This window comes from Pseudoalteromonas sp. PA2MD11, assembly GCF_017808125.1.
Classification (GTDB): domain Bacteria; phylum Pseudomonadota; class Gammaproteobacteria; order Enterobacterales; family Alteromonadaceae; genus Pseudoalteromonas; species Pseudoalteromonas simplex.
Genome location: NZ_JADKNF010000010.1, coordinates 16,136 through 37,906, shown reverse-complemented (window position 1 = coordinate 37,906; position 21,771 = coordinate 16,136). Strand labels below are relative to the sequence as shown.

Sequence of the window (21,771 nt, the reverse complement as noted above, 5' to 3'; positions counted from 1 at the left end):
GAGTCATTATGTGTAAATTACAACTCTCAAGTATCACACTCATTGTATTGTCTGGCTTACTAGTCGCTTGTAACGATAGTGATAGTAAGAAAAATATGGATACTGAAGTCGTTAATTCAGCACCTAGCGCAGAAGATGCAATGGTAACCACTCAGACTGAAACCGTTATTAACGACATGCTCGAAGGCTCAGACCCTGATGGCGATACGTTAACGTTTAGTTTAGTGAGTGAGCCAAGTTTAGGTACTGTAAATGTAAATACGGATGGTAGCTATATTTATACGCCAAACTTAGAGACTGTCGGTTCTGATAGTTTTCAATTTGCAGTCAGTGATGGTGTGAATAGTCAGGTAACAGCAACAGTAAGTATCACGATAGAGACCTTACAAGTTGACTTTGCAACGCTTGGTCGCGCCGCATTTATTCAAGATGTAAATGCAGACCCTCTTCGATTGAATGGTCGAGAATTTATTAATACAGGTTCTGAGGCAAATTTTGATGATCTATTAAACGGGAATTAGTTTTTAGCTTGGCCACGGATGGCTATTTCTGGAGCAATCATGAAATATCTTTTATACATAGCTTTCGTTTTTAGCACTTACACTCATGCGGACCCATATATACCCAATGATAAAGATGTTATAGCCTTATCAAGCAAACCGAAAGAAACTGAATTCACTAAAGAACAACTAACCGCCTTATTTAATAAAAGCCAATTTGTTGGTCAAACAGAAACAAATCAAGGTATGTTAAAAAGCTATTTAGAAAAACAAATTACTCTAACCGAAGATCCCGATATACATTATTTTTATGCTCGCTTACTACAAAGAGAACATGAGTTTGAAACAGCAATTAATATTCTGACAGAAGTTATCTCACGCAAACCTGATCATACGAATGCTATTTTATTAAAAGCAAATTTACTGATGGTTAAAGGTCGATTTGAACAAGCACTTGCACAGTGTTTATCATTATTTGGTTTAGTTGGACTGGAAACTATTTCTACCTGCTCTCTCGATGTTAAGAGTCAAACAGGTGAACTTGAGCAAAGTTATCAAGCTTTACAAACCATTGTAAAAGAATCGTCAATGACTAGAAACACGCGTCATGTGCTCGCCGAGATGGCCTATAGGTTAGGCAATCCAGAACAAACGATAACTTACCTCAGTAACCTTGACCTAAAAACAGCCCCTGTCAGTTTAGTTGTTCTATGGGCTGACGCTCAGATGGCAAAGAAAAACCACCAGCTAGTATTATCAACGTTAGCACGTTTAACTGCTGAAAATACTAATTTGGAAGACGCTATATTATTACGCCTAGCGCAAGCTGAAAAAATTGAGAACCAATCAGATAAATGGCAAGAAAAAATGAGAAAGCGAGTGATACTAAGAGAACGGCGTCAAGACACCTATCATGCCAGTGATTTAGCTTTGTATTACTTAACATTAGATAAAAATAATGTAAAAGCTAAATACTGGGCAGAAATGAACTGGCAACAAGCTAAATTAGACAGTGATAAAAAACTTTTAGCACTCACTAACACTAGCAATTAAGGAATTATCATGAAAATCTTAGCAGCGGCTCTTTTATTTTTAATAGCATGTAGCTTTAAAATAAACGCCCATCAATTAAGTACAGCGTATCTTAACTTAACAAAAACCGAAAACGAGCAGTTAGTGTTAAAAGGGCAATGGCAAGTTGCTGTTATTGACTTAGAACATGTTATACCTTTTGACATTAACACAAATGATGTAATTACATGGCAAGAGATCAAGAGCCAAAAAGAGAGTATTTTAAAATACTTAGCTAAACATTTGGTTGTGAATCAGAATGACATAGGCTGTAAGCTGCATAATAAGGGGGATTTAAAAATCGACTCACATTTTAATGAATCATATATTGTCGTGCCTGTTCAAATAACATGCCCTACAACACAAGCATTCACCATAAACTACAGTGCGTTGTTTGAAGTTGATGCTAATCACAAGGCAATTGCTGACATTGCAAACTTTAGTAGAGTGTTCACGTTAAGTGAAAATAATCAATCATTTGATACCAATTTACCTAATTAGTACGTCGATTGATAGGTATGAAAACCCTATGCTACTAAGGCAAAATTTCGTTTTGTAAATCGATTTATTGCCATGAAATTTAGTTCGTAACTATCTAAAGCTTTAGTAAGCGCTAGTAGATGCGCTTTATTCAAAAGGTAGTAACAAGGTTTTCATTGTTGGGCGAAGTGCTTTAAGTAATTCATTAATATCTAGATCTGGGTTCAGCATTTTGCGTAGTAAAAGCCCCCCCATCACAGAAAACATCACTTCAATACGAGCATTCACTTCTTCAAGTGCCGTTCCTTGTAACGGCCCTCTTTCACCCACTAATAATTCGCGCATTGAATCACGGGCGTGGCTATCTGACTCACGCAGTAGGTTAGCCACTTTTTCATTACGAGCAGCTTCGGCAAGCATTTCTAAATCAAGCGCACCTTGATTCAAATCGGTATGGCGTTCAACGCCTCTGCCTAGACCATCTAGCAGAACAGTAACACGATCGCCGGGTTTATCAGCAAACTCTTTAAAGATTGAGAACATTTCTTCCATATCACGCTCAACAATCGATTCTATAATTGCTTCTTTACTGGCGAAGTAATTATAGATATGGCCAGCACTCATACCCGCGGTTTTAGAAATTTCGGCCATTCCCGCGCCATGATAGCCTTTACGTCGAAAACAATCTGCCGCGGCACAAAGCACTTGATTACGTCTTGCCTCGGCAAGCGCAGGGTCATTGTGTCTTTTTGTTTTTTGCGTCATGGTGTCTCCAAGCTTTACTGACTATGGTTAACTTTAATTTAAACAAGGTTTACAGGATCTTAATCTTAGAGGAGAGTCAAAACAACTAAGAACCTGCAAAACCTTAAATAAATTATGCTTTCGCTTATTTATTGCACAGCATTTTGTGCATTCCAGCCGCCGCCCAGTGCTTTATACAAATTAATTTGGCTCGCCAAATACGCTTGCTTACCCAAAATTAACTGTTGTCCTGCACTGTACCAATTTCGTTGTGCATCCAATACTTGCAAGTAACTGTCTGCGCCTTTTTGAAAACGCGCATCCGATAAAGTAAAAGATAGCTCATTACTTTGGTACAAATCATTAAGGGCATCTAGCTGGTGCATATAACCTTCACGGTCAGCAAGGGCATCAGATACTTCTTTAAATGCCTGTTGAATGGTTTGTTCGTAACTGGTTATTGCCATTTCTTGCTGTGCTTTTGCAACATCAAGATTAGCTTGATTACGACCCATATTAAAAATAGGCAAGTTTACCGAAGGTACAAAACTCCAAGTACCTGAACCTGAATCAAAAAGATTACTCAAGTCAGAAGAAGCTGTCCCCGCATTCGCGGTTAAACTGATACTTGGATAGAATGCCGCTTTTGCCACACCAATATTTGCATTGGCTGCCAGTAAATCATGCTCTGCAGCTTTGATATCAGGTCGCTGAGTCAATAGCTCAGACGGTAACCCTACTGGCAAATCAGGCAAACTAAGTACATCATCTATACTTTCACTTGGTAATAAATCTGCAGTGACGGTTTTACCTACTAGAAAATCGAGGGCATTTTTATCGCGCTTTAATAAACGCTGATAGCTTGCAATATCGACCTTAGCGGTTGCTACTGTACTTTCAAGTTGCGATAGCGTTAACTGAGAGGCAGCACCTAGAGCAAATGTTTTACGGGTTAGCTCTAAAGACTCCTGCTGAGACTTTAAAGTCTCGTATGCTAAAGCCAATAGCTCTTTGTCAGTCGCATAGTTAAGCCATGCATTCACTAATTCTGAAATCAAACTAATGCGAACACTGGTTAAACTGTACTCAGCAGCATACAGGTTTTGCAAAGCTTGCTCTGATTGGTTGCGGACTTTGCCCCAAAGATCAATCTCATAAGCGGTTAGGCCTACAGTTGCTGAATAGTTTTCAGAGATAGTTGCTTGACCAGTACCAGATAAATCTGCCGGAAGACGCTGACGAGTTCCCGATGCATTGAGATCAATGCTTGGGTAAAGTGCAGAATCTTCAATCTGATACATTGCTCTAACCTGCTGCACATTCAGTGCAGCAGTTTTAATATCTTTGTTGTTTTCAAGCGTTAGCGCAATTAGTTGTTGAAGTTGCGCATTACTGAAAAATGACTGCCAATTGAGCGCATTTATATCGCCCGCTGTACCTTGAATATCATAGTTTTGAGCAACGGGTAATTCACGTTGCTCCATATCTGGCGCCATATTACAGGCAGATAACATAAGTGCAGCAACAGACACTGAGATAAGTTTAGCTTTCATTATGCCTGCTCCTCATTAGTTGATTTTGTTTTGCCTGGGAATACTCGGCGCACCAGTACAAAGAACAGCGGCACAAAGATTACCACAATGGTCGATGACGCAAGCGTACCGCCAATAACAGCAATACCTAGTGCGTTTTGTGCACCTGAGCCTGCACTTGATGCAATTGCCAGTGGTAGTACACCACACACAAATGCCATTGATGTCATAAAGATTGGACGTAAACGAAGGCGAATAGCTGCTACCGCGGCATCGACAAGTTTCATACCTTCATCCATTTTATGAATTGCAAACTCTACAATTAAGATGGCATTTTTTGATGCCAGACCTATGGTGGTTAATAGACCCACTTGGAGATAAATATCGTTTGATAAATTAAATACAAATGACGCAATCGACGCACCAAAGACCCCAAGCGGTACAATAAGCATTACCGCTGCAGGAACTGACCAGCTCTCATATAACGCCGCTAAACATAGGAATACAACCAACAATGAAAGTGCATACAGTAATGGCGCTTGACCACCACTTAAACGTTCTTCATATGAAATACCTGTCCATTCGAACGATACACCAGGTGGTAACTTCTTAACCATTTTTTCAACTTCAGCCATCGCTTGACCAGTACTGTAGCCCGGTGCAGCCGCACCTTGGATTTCCATCGCTGAAAAACCGTTATAACGCTCAAGACGAGGTGAGCCATAAGTCCAATAAGAATGAGCAAAGGCAGTAAATGGCACCATGTCACCATTATTGTTACGTACATACCACTCATCTAGGTCTTCTGGCACCATGCGTGATTCAGGCGTACCTTGTAAGTACACTTTTTTCACACGACCACGGTCAATAAAGTCATTCACATAGCTACTACCCCAAGCCGTTGATAACGTATTATTGATATCTGCTTGCGTTAGGCCTAATGCTTCGGCTTTTGCTAAATCAATATCAAGCTCAAGCTCTGGCTTATCTTCTTGACCATTCGGGCGCACACCTGATAACACCGGGTTTTGTGCAGCCATACCTAAAAACATGTTGCGTGCTTCAAGTAGTTTTTCGTGACCTAGACCAACCCTATCTTGTAAGAACAAGGTGAAACCGTTTGCAGTACCAAGCTCAACAACAGCAGGAGGTGGGAAAGCAAATACGAACGCTTCTTTAATCGTTGAGAAGTATCCCATGGCTTTACCCGCAACCGCACCGACGGTTAAATCAGGACGCTGACGTTCATCCCAGTGTTTTAAACCCACAAAGCCGATTGCCGCGTTTTGACCAGAACCTGCAAAACTGAAACCTGTTACCGTAAAGATAGACTTAACCGCTTCTGATTGTTCTTCTAAGAAGTGATGTTCCATCTTTTCAACAACTTTTAAAGTTTGCTCGGTTGTTGCACCGGCAGGTAGGCTTACTTGGTTAAACAAAATACCTTGGTCTTCATCTGGTAAGAATGCCGATGGTAATTGTGAGAAAATAAACACCATGCCACCCACTATTAAACCGTAAATAAGTAAATAGCGTTTACTGTGCTTGATCATGCGAGACACAAAACCTTGTGTACCCGAGTTCGTTCTTTCAAAACCACGGTTAAAGCCAAGGAAGAAACGACCAAATAAAGATTTATCGTTATGTACATGACTTGGTTTTAGCATTGTCGCACATAAAGCTGGCGTTAAAATCAATGCGACAAGCACTGATAAACTCATCGCAGTTACCAAGGTAATTGAGAACTGGCGATAAATAACCCCTGTTGAGCCTGGGAAGAACGCCATAGGCACGAATACTGCCGAGAGCACCATCGCAATACCAACAAGGGCACCTTTGATTTCATCCATTGATTTACGTGTTGCTTCAAGAGGAGATAAATTCTCTTCAGTCATTACACGTTCAACGTTTTCAACGACGACGATGGCATCATCTACCAGTAGACCGATGGCAAGTACCATCGCAAACATGGTTAGGGTATTAATTGAGAAACCAAACACTTGTAAAATGGCAAATGTACCGAGTAATACAACAGGTACTGCAATAGTAGGAATAAGTGTTGCTCTGAAGTTCTGTAAGAATAAGTACATGACCAAGAACACCAGCACAACAGCTTCAATTAGAGTGCTTACAACTTTCTCAATTGAAAGTGATACGAATGGCGTCGTATCGTAAGGAACAACCGTTGTTAAACCTTCAGGGAAGAAAGGCTCAAGTTCAGCAAGAGCGGCTTTTACGCCATCTGCTGTATCAAGTGCATTAGCACCACTGGCAAGCTTAACACCTAAACCTGATGCCGGTTTGCCGTTAAAACGCGCAACAACACCGTAATTTTCACCACCTAATTCAACATCAGCAACGTCACTTAAACGAACAACTGAACCATCAGCATTTGTTTTTACAAAAATATTTCTAAATTGCTCAGGTGTTTGTAAGCGGCTTTGTGCAGTCACCGTTGCATTTAATTGCTGGCCACTTACCGCTGGCAACGCACCTAATTGACCTGCTGAAACCTGCGCATTTTGAGCACTGATTGCAGCACTAATATCAGCAGGAGTTAACGAGTATTTAAGTAACTTAGCTGGGTCTAACCAAATACGCATTGCATATTGAGAACCAAACAGCTGTACTTCACCTACACCGTTTACGCGCGAAATAATATCAAGCACGTTTGATGAAACATAATCACCGATATCGATGTTGTTCATACTGCCGTCTTCAGATACAAAGCCTACAACCATTAAGAAGTTACGAGCAGATTTTGCAACCGAGACACCTTGACGCTGTACTTCTTCTGGTAATAACGGTGTTGCAAGCGACAATTTGTTTTGTACTTGAACCTGTGCGATATCTGGGTCTGTATCTGCACTAAAAGTTAAAGTTAATGTCGCTGAGCCGTTAGACTCAGAGGTTGAAGACATGTAGAGCAAGCCATCTAGCCCTTTCATTTTTTGTTCAATAACCTGTGTAACCGTATCTTCTAAAGTACGGGCCGACGCACCAGGGTATGTGGCTTGAATACTAATTGCAGGTGGTGCAATTGATGGATACTGCGCAACCGGCAAACTTCTAATTGCTAAGATACCTGCCAGCATCACAACGATAGCAAGTACCCATGCAAATATGGGCCGATCAATAAAAAATCGTGACATTAAGTTTCTCCGTTACTGGCTGTTTGCTGCTGATTCTGCAGGCATTGCATTGACTGGTGCACCTGGGCGGATTTTCTGTAAACCTTCAACAATTAACTTATCGCCACTGTTTAGGCCATCTGTCACTAACCAATTTGAGCCGACAGTACGATCAGTTTTAAGTACGCGTGCTTCTACGGTATTGTTTTTGCTTACAACCATGGCTGTAGGCTCACCTTTGGTGTTTCTGCTTACGCCACGCTGTGGTGCTAAAATCGCATCACTTTTCACACCTTCAACAATCACTGCACGAACATACATACCAGGCAACAGTAATTTTTCAGGGTTAGGAAATTCAGCACGCAAGGTTACTGAGCCTGTGCTTGGATCAACAGTCACTTCAGAAAATTGCAATGTACCTTTATGTTGATAAGTACTGCCGTCTTCCATCTTTAATTCAACTTTTGAATGTAAAGCGGCATCTTTATCAAGCTCACCCGCAGCAATGGCTTTTTTCAAACGTGTTAGTTCACTGCTTGACTGAGTTAAATCAACATAGATTGGGTCTAATTGAGTAATGGTTGCTAATGCTGTTGCTTGATTAGCACTCACAAGGGCACCGGCAGTGACATCTGATTTACCAATTTGGCCACTAATTGGCGCTAATACTTTGCTGTAGTTTAAATTGATTTCAGCGGTTTTAAGCTGCGCTTGAGCCGTTAGTAAATCAGCTTTTGCACCTTTGTATGCTGCATCAGCTTCGTCGTAATCTTGTTGGCTTACAGCTTTGATACTTAATAGCTCTTTATAGCGCTCTGCTTTTGCCTTGGCATTAGCAATACTGGCTTGAGCTTTAGTAATAGCAGCTTTACTAGTTGCTACTTCAGCTTCAAATGTAGATGGGTCAATCTGATATAAAGCTTGGCCTTTTTCAACCTCAGCACCTTCAACAAACATACGAGACTGAATAATACCGTTAACCTGCGGACGAATTTGCGCAATACGTGAAGCAGCCACACGACCTGGTAACTCTTTAGTTAGTGTAAGTGGTTTACTTTGCATCTCAATAACGCCAACAGGAACAGCTTGAGCTGCCTGCGTTTGCCCTTGAGCCGATTCTGATTGGCCGCAGCCTGATAATAAAACAGCACCAGCCAAAGCTGACAGTGCAAAAAATGGAATGCGAGAGCGCTGCATGTGTAGTTCCTTAGTTTAGAGTGAACGATCATTCTAAACCAAAAAAGGCACAGATCAACCATCTTTAAAGAACTTTACATTAAATAAAATGCTTGCTTTAACGCATGAATTTTGTGCAATAAATAAATTGCTAATTGAATTATTGCGAACGTAACTGAGAAAGTTGTTTTAAAACTATTAGTTATGCGAATTGAAGTTATATCAATTCGCAGATTATTCGCCTAAACACATGCCCATAGCGCGGGCACTTGTTATTAAAGGATGTTCTAGAGGGATGACACGATATTCAGAAGTAGCTTCTTTTAAACTGATTGGTTTAATTTCACCGTCTTTACTGACAGGGATAAAACCAAATTGGCCTTGCTTTACTAGCTCAAATGCTTGCACCCCAAACTCTGCTGCAAGCACCCTATCAAACGCATTAGGTGTGCCACCACGTTGAATATGCCCTAATACGGTTACTCTTACATCAAGGTCAAGCGCTACACGTATTTGTGAAGCAAGCTGCTCAGCAATACCACCTAGTACAGGGTTTTCGTAACCGAGTTCATTTGATTGTTTACTAACAACACCACCAGCAACAGGTTTAGCTCCTTCTGAAATGACAATATTGGCAAATCCGTGGCCTTTATCAAAACGTGATGTTAGTTTGGCTTTAATCGCTTCAATATCGTAAGGAATTTCTGGAATAAGCGCGACTTCTGCGCCAGCTGCAATAGCAGAGTGCAAACAAATCCAACCGGCATCGCGTCCCATTACCTCAGTCACAATCACTCGGTTATGACTTTGCGCTGTTGGTATTAATCGATCAATTGCTTCGGTGGCGGTGTCGACAGCAGTCTGAAAACCAATTGTGTAATCAGTGCCATATAAATCATTATCAATGGTTTTTGGTACGCCTACGATATTTAAGCCATGCTCAAATAAATGCTGAGATACCCTATGCGAACCATCACCACCAATATTTATAACGGCATCAAACCCAAGTTGCTTAATAATACTGATTAACTCATCAGAGCGGTCAATAAACACTTGTTCGCCTGCTATTTCAGCAGGAAAAGCGGTTGGATTCCCTTTATTAACAGTTTCGAGAATTGTTCCACCACGAACATGAATACCCGCCACCACTTCACTAGTTAAGTGTATAATATCATTTGGTTTTTCAAGCACACCACAGTAAGCTCTTCGGCTACCATACACCTGCCAATTGCCATCATGCTCGGCTGCTTTAACCACCGCTCTGATCACCCCATTAAGCCCAGGGCAATCACCCCCACTTGTTAATAGCAGTAATTTTTTCATTGTGTTATCAACTTCGTTCACTGATTAATTACAGATTAGCTTATATGTTGAACTTTCTCGTATGACTTACATCAACTAAAGTTCGGTTTCTTATGAGTAGAAAAAAGCGCAACAAAAAGCACTAGTAATAGATACTTAGGCAGACTAGTCAGTAAAGTGGTGTTATCAATATTTGCAGAAAAGCTGTTAACAGCAAAATATAAATGCAGCGCTAAAAATGGTGTCAGCAATATAAAGTATGAATACGCTTTATCTCTAAGGTACAGGGACTTACTAATGAGTAAAAATACTAAAAGTAACGCTAACAAAGGAAGGCCTAAAGTAACGATATCAACCATTGATAAAGCAAAGTTAGGTGACAAGTCATAAAGGGCTGAAAGTACTTCGGTTGGAATCGCAATAGCTGAACCATAACCTATGACTGGTATAGATAAATAGGCAAATAAACAGCCAAAAATAAATAAAAGTAGTACGTTATATTTCATAACCCCATTCCATGGTTTGTTCATTATTAGTCTTACGCTAACTAATAATGAACAAATAATCCACTACTTTTTCAGTACCTTACACCCTTAAAATGTCTTAACTTTAAAGGCTAGGTTTTCTACCGCACAGCCTGTACTACTGGTGTTTACACGGTAATAATGAGTATTGTCAGTGGCATTTAAATCCAATAAAAACTCATCATGCTGAGCGACTGCTTGTTGCTCTTGTGTTAAGCACATAGCTTGTACAAGCGAACGTAATTTAGCATCTGAAAATATAGTGCCAAAACGCTGCATCGGCAGTGGCGGAATTTTAATACTAGGGAGTGCATTATCAACAGTTCGTTTAGCTAGAGTAAAACCATCCTTTGTTACATCAATAACTGCACCAGCAGGCCAATAACTGATTGCGCCGCTGTTTTTAGCATCTGATTTAACATGCACGACACCGCCTTTACCAATCACCGTCATTAGTGCAGTTTCACCAGCTCGAATTGATACAAGGGCGGTGGTCTCATCAATGCCAAAACCATGCTGTTGCCCGGTATCTGCCAGTAATCTTGCCAAACGCATTGTTCTGTTGCGCTCGCTAAAGTGTGTATCAAGAACACCATAAGTAAAGCTGCCAAGCCCACCTTGTTTTTCATAGGTAAGACTATCAGCCGAAAGCTTATCACCGCATTCATTTTCACAGCGCTCACTTGGCGGTGATACCGCAAACGAGCCTTCTCTCATTGCCGCTAAACTTGTACCATTTGAAATCATCGGCACTGTGCCATATGCATTTTTACCACCACTTTGCACCGCTGTACCTGCGCTTGTGCCAACAAGTAATGGTCTTTGTAAAATTGCCTGAGTCCAAGGATATTGCTTAGCGTTATCATCAAACAGTACTTTTCTGGTTAAACTCTGATCGCCACCGTTAAACATAATACCCGTCGCGTTTTTAATCAGCTTAACTAAATGATCGACCCCTTTATCACAAAGCGCTTTTTCGGCCTTGATTCGATCAGGGTAAATAGTCTCACGATTAAAAACGCCCATAGACTCTGTACGTAAAGAATCCAAACTGTCACATTGCTTACTGGTAATCGCTTTTGCTAAGGCAGGAGTAAGAGGTAACCAGCTTGATTCTACACCAGTAAAGTTTAATAACCCTTCATAAAAGTCAGCTGATTCATATGGATCTCTGCTTGATGCTGTAACCGCTAAAATTGTTGGTGATTCGGTGGTTGTTTTTAATGAAGCAGTAACAAAGTCTAAAATATCATTGGCTGCACTTTCGTCATTATCTCTTGTACTAACCTGCTCTTTTTGACGGGTTGAATCTGTATTTAATACAGCGACTTCAAGTGAGTCTATGACAAAGTTGTATTCTGAATCAGTAAGCTCGTTTAGTAACTTGTTATCTAAATCACGCCATGCCCATAAAATATCACTTTTGGTGATCACACCTGACTTTAGACGTGCAATCTGTGCTAACACCTTTAGCGTTTGCTGACGATTTTTTTTATTCTTGGTTGGCCAATTTGTCTTTATTGCAGATAAAGCATCATTATTTAATCGATATTGATTAGTCTGTTTACCACTAATCTGTTTATTCGAAAGACAATTTTTAGGGCTCATACTTGAGCAGGTGGTCAAAGAACCGCCAATTAAAACTAACGTTTGCTGTTGATCATTTGCATAAACTTTGCTGCCAAATGATGCGAAAAACAAACTAAATACCAACGATAAAGCTGAAGTTTGATATTTAGCCTTTTGCTCCTTAAGGATGTTCATATTGTTACACTCTTGTAAAAAAATATTAGAAAATTGCTTGCGCAGCTTTTTGTTGCTTGCTATAAAAAAAAGGAACATTTAAAAACGCGAGTAAGCTAGCACTGTATCGCTAGCTTTGTCAAAAGACCTTACGGATTGGAATTATGTTGAAAAACGCATTATCGCTTTGCACATATTTCTACTCTCCACACTACCTTTCGGAGTGGTTTGACGAGTAGCCACACCTCACTTCCTGTGAGGGGCTAGTTGTGTCTATAATTCACTGCCCTGTCTAAAAAATTATAACAATTATTCAAAACGTCACGGTTTTGCCGTGTGTTTTTTAAGGCAAAGGTAAATCAATATGTTTCGTCAGTTATCAATTGCTGTAGCAATCAGTGCTGTGCTGTGCCCAGTACAAGCTGTGTATGCTCAAAACGACCAACAATCAGAAAAAATTGAACGAGTAGAAGTAACAGGATCACGAATTAAAGGGGTTGATCTAGAAGGAACCATCCCGCTTACAGTGCTTGACCAAGATGCAATCAAGCGCTCAGGAGCGAACACTATTCATGAATTATTAAAAGATTTATCCGTTTTTAAAGGCGGATCCGGTACCTTTTCAACATCTGAAAGTGGTGGTACATCAACCTCAACGCCAGCGGGTCAATCCGCTGCGAGCCTTAGAGGTATGGGTCCTTCTGCAACATTAACGCTGATTAATGGCCGCCGTGTTGCACCAAGCTCGTTCGCAGCAGGCACTGAAAACTTTGTCGATGTGAACTCAATTCCACTTGCTGCAATCGAGCGCATTGATATTTTAGCCACTGGCGCATCAGCAATTTATGGTGCTGATGCTGTCGCTGGTGTTATTAACTATATTCTTAAAGATGACTATCAAGGAGCTGAAGTAAATACTTCTTACACCAATAGTTTTGACAGTCATGACGAAGCTAAGAAGCAGCTTAACTTAGTCTACGGAACCAATATCGGTGAAAGTAACTTAACGGTATTTGCTGATATTTACGACCGCAATGCCTTTAAAGCGACCGACAGAAGTTATACCGCAACACCTAATCTAGTGAATGGTTACTCATATTTACCGAAACTTGAGAACTCACCAAACATTTATTATTACAGCAGCCGAGATGGCAATGAACTACCAGCGCCAAACTGTAAAACAGAGCTTGTCACGACTGAGTATGGTGAGCAAATTTGTGCTTACTATGCTAACCAAGATGATTACCTAGAAACCCCATTTGAAAGCCTTTCAACTGGCTTTATGTTTAACAGCACCTTAGGTGATTTAGATTGGCATACCGATTTCTTCTATAGCCAAACTAAATCAAAAGCCTATTCATCACCTGCACCAATCAATCAAATAAACGATGATGATGGTCCGTTTATCATAGAAGATGCGCTATTCATTTATGATAACGCTGATGGCAGTAATGACTTAATGGACCAGCTTTATATTGATCCATTTACCACTCAAGCAGGTCGAGATGTTTATGGCTTTGCATTTGATGCACGTTTTAATTCACCGCGTACTGTTGAAGTTGAAACTAAAAACTTTCGCTTAGTCAGTAGCCTAGCTGGTTACATTGGTGATTGGAGTTGGGAGTCAGGTGTAACATTTTCTCGTTCTAAGTCAGAGCAAGAAGCGATTGATGGTATTTACAACCGCTACCAATTTCATGCTGCAATCACTGGTGAATTATGCTCTGACGGTTCAACGGCTACATACGATGGAACACAGCTCAATTGTGCGCAAGGTCAGTTAATGCCATTCTACAACCCTTTTTTACAGGGTGATGCTAATAATGATGCGGTGCTTGAGCTTGCAAAAGCAAACCCTAGTAGAAGTGGTGAAAGTACAGTTTACGGATGGGATTTAAACTTTAATGGCGACTTATTTACATTTAATGAGTTACCCATTTATGCTGCATTTGGTGTTGAGGCTCGCCGAGAAGAGTTAAAAGATATTCCGTCTTTAGACTCTCAAGCGCGTGCTGAAAATGGCTACTTAGTTGATGTACTTGGTTTTGGTTCTAGCTTATCAGAAGCAGACCGCACACAGTACGCTGCATTTGTAGAGTTGAATATGCCAGTTACTGAGCAGCTAGAACTGCAAGTTGCTGGTCGTTATGACCATTACGATGACTTTGGTGGAACATTTAACCCTAAAGTGGGTTTAAGCTACCGCCCTTCAGATTCTCTGATCATTAGAAGCTCTTGGTCAACGTCGTTCAGAGCACCTTCATTAACTCAAGCTGGCGTAAAATTACGTACCACACAATCAAGCTTTGATTGCGGCGCAAATCAGGCTGTTGCAGATTTATACTGTATAGGTGATGGTACAGAAGTCAGTGTTAACAGCCTAGAACTTGGTAATCAAGCACTCAAAGCCGAGGAGTCTGAAGCGCTCAGCATTGGCTTTGCATGGAGTCCATCTGTAAATACCAATCTAACAGTCGATTATTGGCATTTTGATCATGAACAGGTCATCGATACCAATATGACTGCCGTGCTAGATAGAGCAATTACGGATGCTTCTCTTCGTCACTGTGGCTTAGTACCACAAGGACAACAAGGTATTTCCTACGAGCAGCAGCTGTGTGAAGTAACCGATAATGCAGGCCTTAATATCGAAAGTGATGGCGCTAATCTTTCAGAGATCCTAACAAACTATATTAGTGAGTTTGACCCGCGAGAAGATGAGCTATTCCTGCCACTATTTAGAGACCATGTTATTCCTCTTGAAAATACCGGCACACAAACCTTAGCGGGAATCGACTTTAAATTTGATCATCGTTTTCGCTTAGCTGAAGGTGATTTAACGTTTGCCCTTGATGGTACACACTATTTAGAGTTTGAGAGAAATAAACCAGGTTCAGATGCTGTAGAAAAACTCATCGGCACTTATCGCTACCCTGAAAATGTTGGCAGATTCTCTATCGATTGGGATGCCGAGAGTTATTATTTAAACCTAGGCGCCAATTATACCAGTAGCTATGAGGATGATATTGAAGGGCTTCGTGGCCGTGAAATAGATGAGCTAGAAGAACTTGGCGAGCTTAATGATGAGTTAAAGCGTGATGTTGATGACTGGCTAGTATGGGATTTATCTGCCGGGTATTTTATCAATGATTCATTATCAATCCGTGCTCGTATCGATAATATCTTCAATAAAGAACCGCCAAAACTATATGGTTCAAGTCGAGGTTTTGATTCTATTAACCATAATGCTTATGGCAGTCGCTATACGTTAAGTTTGAGCTATCGATTTTAGCAAAGTATGGGCGGCTTAATAGCCGCCCACACTTTTGAGCTTACGTTATCTTAAACTGACGACTCTCAGTATTAATCTTTCTTAGCAAGGGCTACAATACCTTGCTTATCTTATAAACGTCGAATGACCTTTAAGTGACTTTATGAAAAACAAACAGTTTGCGATGCCAGATGCGAGCATCATTTTGTTGTGCGTCGCAGTTATCGCCTATTTTGCCAGCCTATTTATTACCCCCGGTGTATTTAATGCCGAAAAAGATAGCCATAGTGTTGAATTATCACAATATCAAACAGCCTCAGATCATACCCCGCCAGCATTATTTGCAGAAGGTGGTGAAATTGGCCTCGCTAATGTCTTATTTGAAGGATTAGTGTCAGGTGATAAGTATGGCGCAGCGATTGGTGTGATGGCGTTTATTTTAATCACTGGCGGTGCGTTTGGGATTATCTTAAAAACCGGTGCGGTAAATAACGGCATCATGGCACTGATCAATAAAACACAACATATTGAGTGGGTATTCATTCCTCTCTTGTTCGTGCTTTTCTCTTTAGGTGGTGCGGTTTTCGGCATGGGTGAGGAAGCCATTGCCTTTTGTATTGTGTTATTCCCGATTATGAAACAACTTGGCTATGACGCAAAAGTAACGGTATTAACAACCTATGTTTCTACACAAATTGGCTTTGCCACCTCATGGATGAACCCGTTTAGCATTGCCATAGCTCAGTCTATAGCTGAAATTCCCGTTTTTTCTGGCGCAGGGTTCAGAATGTTTGCTTGGCTTGTGTTTACTTCATTTGGCCTTGTATTCACTATTCGCTATGCCAACTCTATCAGAGCCACTAAACAACAATCTAACCAAGACAGTGCAATAAATTTAGATAACGCAGATAAACTAATCTTACTTACTTTTATTGCTGGCATTGTTTGGGTTATTTGGGGCGTGATGGCTAGGCAGTATTATATTCCTGAATTAGCAGCGCAATTCTTTTGCCTAGGTATTGCTTGCGCAGGAGTCGCCAGCCTATTTAAAAAACAAACTGCCAATGAAAGCGCAAACGCATTTAAAGAAGGTGCTCAAGAGCTCCTACCTGCAGCGCTTTTAGTTGCTCTGGCAAAAGGCGTTATTTTAATACTTGGCGGTAGTGACTTAACCTCGCCTTCAACTCTAAATACCTTGCTGTACTACAGTGCCACCAGCATTTCAGTTGTACCCGACTATATTGCGGCTTGGGGCATGCTATTATTTCAAAGTGTATTTAACTTCTTTGTTTCGTCAGGCTCTGGACAAGCAGCCATAACGATGCCGCTAATGTCACCGCTCGGTGATTTATTAAATATATCACGTCAAATTGTGGTGTTAGCATTTCAGTTGGGTGATGGTTTAACCAATATTTTTATTCCGACTTCTGCTAGTCTCATTGGCTGTTTAGGTATTGTTAAATTAGATTGGAGTGAATGGGCACGTTTTATTTGGCGCTTCACTTTAGCTTTGTTTGGCCTTGCTAGCTGCTTTATTTTTCTCGCACACTTTATTAACTATCAGTAAAAGATTTAATTATGTTAACACTTATAAAAGGCGCAGACGTTTTCGCCCCCTCACCTTTAGGCACTCAAGATGTTCTTATTGCTGGCGGAAAAATAGTTGATATACAGCCTGAAATCACCATCGATACTTATCAGGGGGTTACCACGGTCGATGGCACTCATTGTATTTTAGCCCCAGGGTTTGTAGATTCACTCGTTCATATAACTGGCGGAGGCGGCGAAGCTGGCTTTGCAAGCAGAACACCAGAAATGAACCTGACTGATGCAACATTGCATGGCACAACAACCGTTATTGCAGCCCTTGGCACTGACTCAAGTAGCCGAACTCATAGTAACCTGATTGCTAAAGCAAAAGAGCTGAAAGAGCTTGGGCTCAACGTGTTTTGTCATTCGGGCTCATATCATTTACCTGCGAAAACACTGACTGGCTCAGTCACCAGCGATTTAATGTACATTGATGAGTTTATTGGTGTGGGTGAAGTTGCTATATCTGATCATCGTAGTAGCCAACCCACGGTACAACAGCTGGCAGAGCTTGCCGCTGAGGCAAAAGTGGCAGGCATGTTAAGTGGTAAAAAAGGCACAGTCAGCATTCATGTTGGCCCTGTTGATACACATTTATCGTTATTACATGAGGTTGATAAGCTAACCGATATTTCACTGGCACAATTTTACCCAACTCATATGAATCGAAATATCGACTTACTTAATGCTGGGGTAGAGTTTTGTAAAGCCGGTGGCACTATCGATTTTACAACAAGTACAACCGAGTATGACCTTGCTCATGGTGAATACTCTGCCGCACACGCACTCGCTTATTGCCTAGAGAATAAGGTCGACCCAACAAAGCTCACTATGAGCTCTGATGGCCATGCAAGTCTCCCTATTTTTGACAAAAGCTATAATCTGCTTGGCCTTGAAGTAGGTAAAGAGTCTACATTGCATGGTTCGTTTGTAGAAGCAGTGCAAAAATATAATGTTTCGATTGAACACGCTTTAATGGCGATTACATCAAACCCTGCACAGATACTGGGTATCAATAAAGGTGTCATTAAACAAAATGCAGATGCCGATCTTGTGCTACTTAATAAAACAACGCTTGCGCCAACAGAATGCTGGTCAAAGGGTGTTCATATGGTAAGCAAAGGTAACGCCCTTGTGAAAGGCGCCTTTGAGTAAGGCCGCATCGGCGGCCTAAACAGTATCCGAAATGCGAGTAACGAGTAGTTGCTCGACTTTCACTCCTTCAACATCGACAACTTCAAACTTATAGCCACCAAAATTGATAAACTCAGCGCGTTTAGGCAGGCGTTTCATGGTGTAGATCAAAAACCCTGCGACTGTTTCGTAATGAGATTGCTCAGGGAACTCTTCAATTTCAAGTACCTTAGCAAGCTCAACCACAGGTGTTAAACCATCAACCAGCCAAGATGAATTATCACGTTGAATAATTAACTCTTCGCCTTGATGGCTAATTAAATCCCCCATAAAGCCTTTCATTAAATCTTTGACAGTGACAATACCTACCATGAGTGCATACTCGTTAACCACAACGGCAAATGGTTCAGCCGCTTTTTTGAAGGTATTTAAGGCTTCAGACAAACTCAATGTTTCTGGAAGATAAAAAATATCTTGGCTTATCAATTCATTATCAATTTCGGCGCTTTGCCCTTTTAGTACTTTGCGCAAAATATCTTTTGATTCAACTGAACCTATTAATTTATCTAAATTACCATCACAGACTAAAAAGTGGTTATGTGGATGTTCGATAATTTTGGTCGCCACTTCTTGAGCATCTGCTTTAACATCAAAATAGACAATTTGATCACGTGGGGTCATTACACTCGATAAAAAACGCGCTTCTAAATCGAATACATTGCCAATTAACTCATATTCTTGTTGCTGTAAGCTACCGTACTCTGCCCCTGCATCCATCATCGCCACAATGTCTTCTGTCGTAACAATGTCTTCTCGTTCAGCGGGTACTTTAAACGCGCGCAAAATCAGGTTGGTAATTCCATTAAAGAAAACGACAAAGGGTGTTAGCGCAAAAGTTACCCAGCGCATTATAGAAACCACATTAACTGCAACAGCTTCCGGCATAATCATCGCTAACCGTTTAGGTAATAAGTCAGCAAATAGAATAAACAAAGAAGTAATACTCAAAAACGAAATCAAAAAGCTGATTTGACTTAGTAAAGGTCCTTGATAAATCATACCTAAGATTTGTTCGATATAAGGCGATAATGCTTGCTCACCAACAATACCACCCAAAATGGCAATTGCATTTAGGGCAATTTGTATCATGGCAAAGAAAGCACCAGGTTGCTCTTGCAACGCCAGCACCGCTTGGGCTTTAGAACTCCCCTCGTCCACCATTACTCGTAATTTAATCTTGCGTGAAGCTGCTATTGCAATTTCGCTCATAGCAAACAACGCACTGATCAGAATTAAAATAATAATAATGAGTAAGTCACTCATTGTAACTCCTAACATTTAAACGCATTCAGAGTGTTGAATGCAAACAACTTTTTGCTCGTTTTGCTAGCTAGAGTTTGGCGAGAATGGACAAAAAGCAGCTGATTATAGCCGCTTTATTACAATCAACAAGTGCTATTTTTAATCGTAATCAGCAAAGGCTTTACTTAACTTCTCAAGCAATGCAGTGTTCATATTTTTATTACAAGCAAAATATAAGTCAGGATTAACAACAGGAATACTAAACACTGGTTTTAGTGAGTTGAGTGTAGAGTCTTTTTGTAATTCAAAATTAAATTGTTGATCACTTAAAACGACTAAATCTATGCTCGTTCGACGACTTTTTAACACATCATAAATATTGTCAAAACTATCAAGTAATATCAGCTGATTTGTTTCATCAAAGCCATGTTCTTTTAAGAAAATATGAGAGTAATTATCTTTTAGCACCGCAATACGGTATTGCTTAGCTTGTTGTAAATTACTAATTGAAATTTGCTGAAAATTAAACGAATAAAATGAAGCAGAGAAACGTCCAAGTTTTGACAACCAGATAAAATCACGCTCCCTAGCAGGTAATCTAGCTATTGAGAATATACATGTATTTTCATCTCTAAGAGCCGCATTGTAAGAAACAGACCAAGGATTCACAGAAATTTCATAGTTGATGTTACTTTGCTTGAGCGATGTTAGTACTTTATCAACTACAGTCCCCACTAACTCACCATTCTCATCTTGATACTGTAACTGCGGTAAATTTTCAGTGACCACTGTAATTGCAGAGAATACAGGTAGAGACACTAGTAAACAAAGTAAGTTAAAGAGCTTATGCATAATCGCTATACCGGAAATTATAATTATTTTTTATACAAATATAGCGCGAGGTGATGAAATTTGAAATGTAAAATAGAAATAAACAATTAGCGGAAACTAAGTTTCCGCTAATCTTGCAAAATGAATTACATATTCATTGCACCAATCAAAAATGCAGAGATTTTAGCACCTTCTCTGAGTGTCGTTTCAGAACTTGTTTGGCCGATTAGTGAGCTGTCGGTGAATGGCGCAATTTCCATCATATCAGCACCTGTAATTGGGAACTCGTCAGCCAATGCAACAAGAATGTCTAATGCATGCTGAGGTGTTAAGCCACCGGCTTCTGGTGTTCCTGTCGCTGAAGCAAAGCTTTCATCAAGCGCATCAATATCAAAGCTCACATAAAGCTCATCAACATTATCTGCTTTAAGCTGTGCAATCACTTCTTCAGCAACTGCCTTAGAGCCACGTTCGATGATTTCGTGGGCCCAATGTTGTTTAACACCAAACGTGTCTTCCCAATGTTGCTTAGGCTTACCACTAGAGCGGATACCAAATTGAATTAGGTTACGTGGCGCTGGTAAGTACTCAAGAATATGTGTACACCAAGAACCAAAGCATAAATCAATACCAAGACGCTCTACTAATAAATCTGTATGAGCATCAAAGTGAATGATTGCAGTGCGTTTACCAGCATCACGTTTTGCTTTTAAGTAAGCTTTAGTTAGCGGGTAGCTAATTGAGTGGTCGCCACCGATACCAAAAATACCCTTATCAGGGTAGTTCGCATAAAAGCCGTCACAGACATCTTCAGTGATAGACAAAGGTGATACATGGTATTCACTGTTTTCATCAGCATATAACGCTTTTTGGCAGTTTGTGATGGTCGCATCGTTAAGGTATTTATCATGCAGTAAATGTGGGATCACACGCACATCACCCAAATCAAAAACGCGTGCTTGCGGTTGTTGATCAATCAAGGTAGAGCGTAAAAAAAGAGGTCCCCAGTTAGCACCACGTAATATACCACCGCCGCAGTCAGAGCTAATACCTAAAATAACGGCTTTGTGCTCAGACTCTGCCAGTGTTTCAAGTGACTCTTTCCAAAGCACATCAACATTGTCTGTTTGACCGTATAATTTAGTACGCAGCGCATCTTTACGCTCTTTTGCTGTATTTACTGTAAATACACCATCGCCAGGAGGACAAAGACACTGACTTAGTTTTTCGTGGAATGCTTTTTGTGTGTTACTCATCTCTACTCCGCTGATTATTATCTGCATATTCATGCGTAATTAAAAAACTTGCGCAATCAGGTTTGTGTATAGTTAAGATTTTTAAGACTCAACAATCACTTGCTCAACTAAACCTATAACTCACTGATATTAAATGGTTATATTTTCAATGCAGATGAATTTAAACTGCTCTACTCAAATTAGA

At 40.4% G+C, this 21,771-nt stretch carries 16 protein-coding genes; 6 read left to right on the top strand and 10 right to left on the bottom strand.

From position 1 onward, the window contains the following. Positions 1 to 8: 8 nt before the first annotated feature. From ISP07_RS11905 to ISP07_RS11895, 3 genes are read left to right on the top strand one after another with little or no spacing between them, the layout of a single operon-like run. Positions 9 to 521 carry an Ig-like domain-containing protein gene (locus tag ISP07_RS11905; protein ID WP_209327740.1) on the top strand — a complete coding sequence of 171 codons (513 nt, stop codon included), beginning with the start codon at positions 9 to 11 and terminating at the stop codon, positions 519 to 521. 39 nt (positions 522 to 560) lie between these two features. Continuing rightward, a complete protein-coding gene (locus ISP07_RS11900) occupies positions 561 to 1,553 on the top strand; it encodes a tetratricopeptide repeat protein (protein ID WP_138599812.1) in 993 nt (330 codons plus the stop codon). Between the two features lie 9 nt (positions 1,554 to 1,562). Beyond that, positions 1,563 to 2,072, top strand: a complete 510-nt coding sequence (locus ISP07_RS11895) for a hypothetical protein (RefSeq protein WP_138599813.1) — start codon at positions 1,563 to 1,565, stop codon at positions 2,070 to 2,072. A 126-nt stretch (positions 2,073 to 2,198) separates the two neighbouring features. Here the strand turns inward: ISP07_RS11895 and ISP07_RS11890 are convergent, their stop codons facing one another. The 7 genes from ISP07_RS11890 to ISP07_RS11860 form a co-directional block, all read right to left on the bottom strand. Next, positions 2,199 to 2,816 (bottom strand): TetR/AcrR family transcriptional regulator, encoded by a 618-nt coding sequence (locus ISP07_RS11890; protein WP_209327739.1) that lies wholly within the window; start codon positions 2,814 to 2,816, stop codon positions 2,199 to 2,201. Between the two features lie 128 nt (positions 2,817 to 2,944). Next, the gene (locus tag ISP07_RS11885) at positions 2,945 to 4,348 is read right to left on the bottom strand and encodes an efflux transporter outer membrane subunit (protein WP_209327738.1); all 1,404 of its coding nucleotides are present in this window, start codon (positions 4,346 to 4,348) and stop codon (positions 2,945 to 2,947) included. Next, positions 4,348 to 7,479, bottom strand: coding sequence for an efflux RND transporter permease subunit (locus ISP07_RS11880; RefSeq protein WP_209327737.1), 3,132 nt, complete (start codon positions 7,477 to 7,479; stop codon positions 4,348 to 4,350). Before ISP07_RS11880 ends, ISP07_RS11885 begins: the two co-directional genes overlap by 1 nt. A 12-nt stretch (positions 7,480 to 7,491) precedes the next feature. Next, the gene (locus tag ISP07_RS11875; RefSeq protein ID WP_054552174.1) at positions 7,492 to 8,655 is read right to left on the bottom strand and encodes an efflux RND transporter periplasmic adaptor subunit; all 1,164 of its coding nucleotides are present in this window, start codon (positions 8,653 to 8,655) and stop codon (positions 7,492 to 7,494) included. A gap of 213 nt (positions 8,656 to 8,868) precedes the next feature. Continuing rightward, complete coding sequence (locus tag ISP07_RS11870; protein WP_209327736.1) at positions 8,869 to 9,957, bottom strand: 6-phosphofructokinase; 1,089 nt, start codon at positions 9,955 to 9,957, stop codon at positions 8,869 to 8,871. Positions 9,958 to 10,028: 71 nt separating this feature from the next. Further along, positions 10,029 to 10,442: a hypothetical protein gene (locus tag ISP07_RS11865; protein WP_138599817.1), complete on the bottom strand. Its 414-nt coding sequence runs from the start codon at positions 10,440 to 10,442 to the stop codon at positions 10,029 to 10,031. Between the two features lie 87 nt (positions 10,443 to 10,529). Beyond that, entirely contained in the window at positions 10,530 to 12,224 is a 1,695-nt protein-coding gene (locus ISP07_RS11860) for a cyanophycinase (protein ID WP_209327735.1), read from the bottom strand. 343 nt (positions 12,225 to 12,567) lie between these two features. On the opposite strand from ISP07_RS11860, the gene ISP07_RS11855 reads away from it, so the two are divergent. From ISP07_RS11855 to iadA, 3 genes are all read left to right on the top strand, one after another. Next, positions 12,568 to 15,495, top strand: coding sequence for a TonB-dependent receptor domain-containing protein (locus ISP07_RS11855; protein ID WP_209327734.1), 2,928 nt, complete (start codon positions 12,568 to 12,570; stop codon positions 15,493 to 15,495). 142 nt (positions 15,496 to 15,637) lie between these two features. Further along, entirely contained in the window at positions 15,638 to 17,041 is a 1,404-nt protein-coding gene (yfcC, locus tag ISP07_RS11850) for a putative basic amino acid antiporter YfcC (protein WP_209327733.1), read from the top strand. 11 nt (positions 17,042 to 17,052) lie between these two features. Further along, positions 17,053 to 18,219: a beta-aspartyl-peptidase gene (iadA, locus tag ISP07_RS11845; RefSeq protein WP_209327732.1), complete on the top strand. Its 1,167-nt coding sequence runs from the start codon at positions 17,053 to 17,055 to the stop codon at positions 18,217 to 18,219. A 15-nt stretch (positions 18,220 to 18,234) separates the two neighbouring features. Here the strand turns inward: iadA and ISP07_RS11840 are convergent, their stop codons facing one another. The 3 genes from ISP07_RS11840 to ISP07_RS11830 all read right to left on the bottom strand — a co-directional run bounded on the left by ISP07_RS11840 (position 18,235) and on the right by ISP07_RS11830 (position 21,587). After that, complete coding sequence (locus ISP07_RS11840; protein ID WP_054552168.1) at positions 18,235 to 19,521, bottom strand: hemolysin family protein; 1,287 nt, start codon at positions 19,519 to 19,521, stop codon at positions 18,235 to 18,237. 138 nt (positions 19,522 to 19,659) lie between these two features. Continuing rightward, the gene (locus ISP07_RS11835; protein ID WP_209327731.1) at positions 19,660 to 20,352 is read right to left on the bottom strand and encodes a substrate-binding periplasmic protein; all 693 of its coding nucleotides are present in this window, start codon (positions 20,350 to 20,352) and stop codon (positions 19,660 to 19,662) included. A gap of 125 nt (positions 20,353 to 20,477) precedes the next feature. Further along, positions 20,478 to 21,587, bottom strand: coding sequence for an arginase family protein (locus ISP07_RS11830; protein WP_209327730.1), 1,110 nt, complete (start codon positions 21,585 to 21,587; stop codon positions 20,478 to 20,480). Positions 21,588 to 21,771 lie beyond the last annotated feature (184 nt).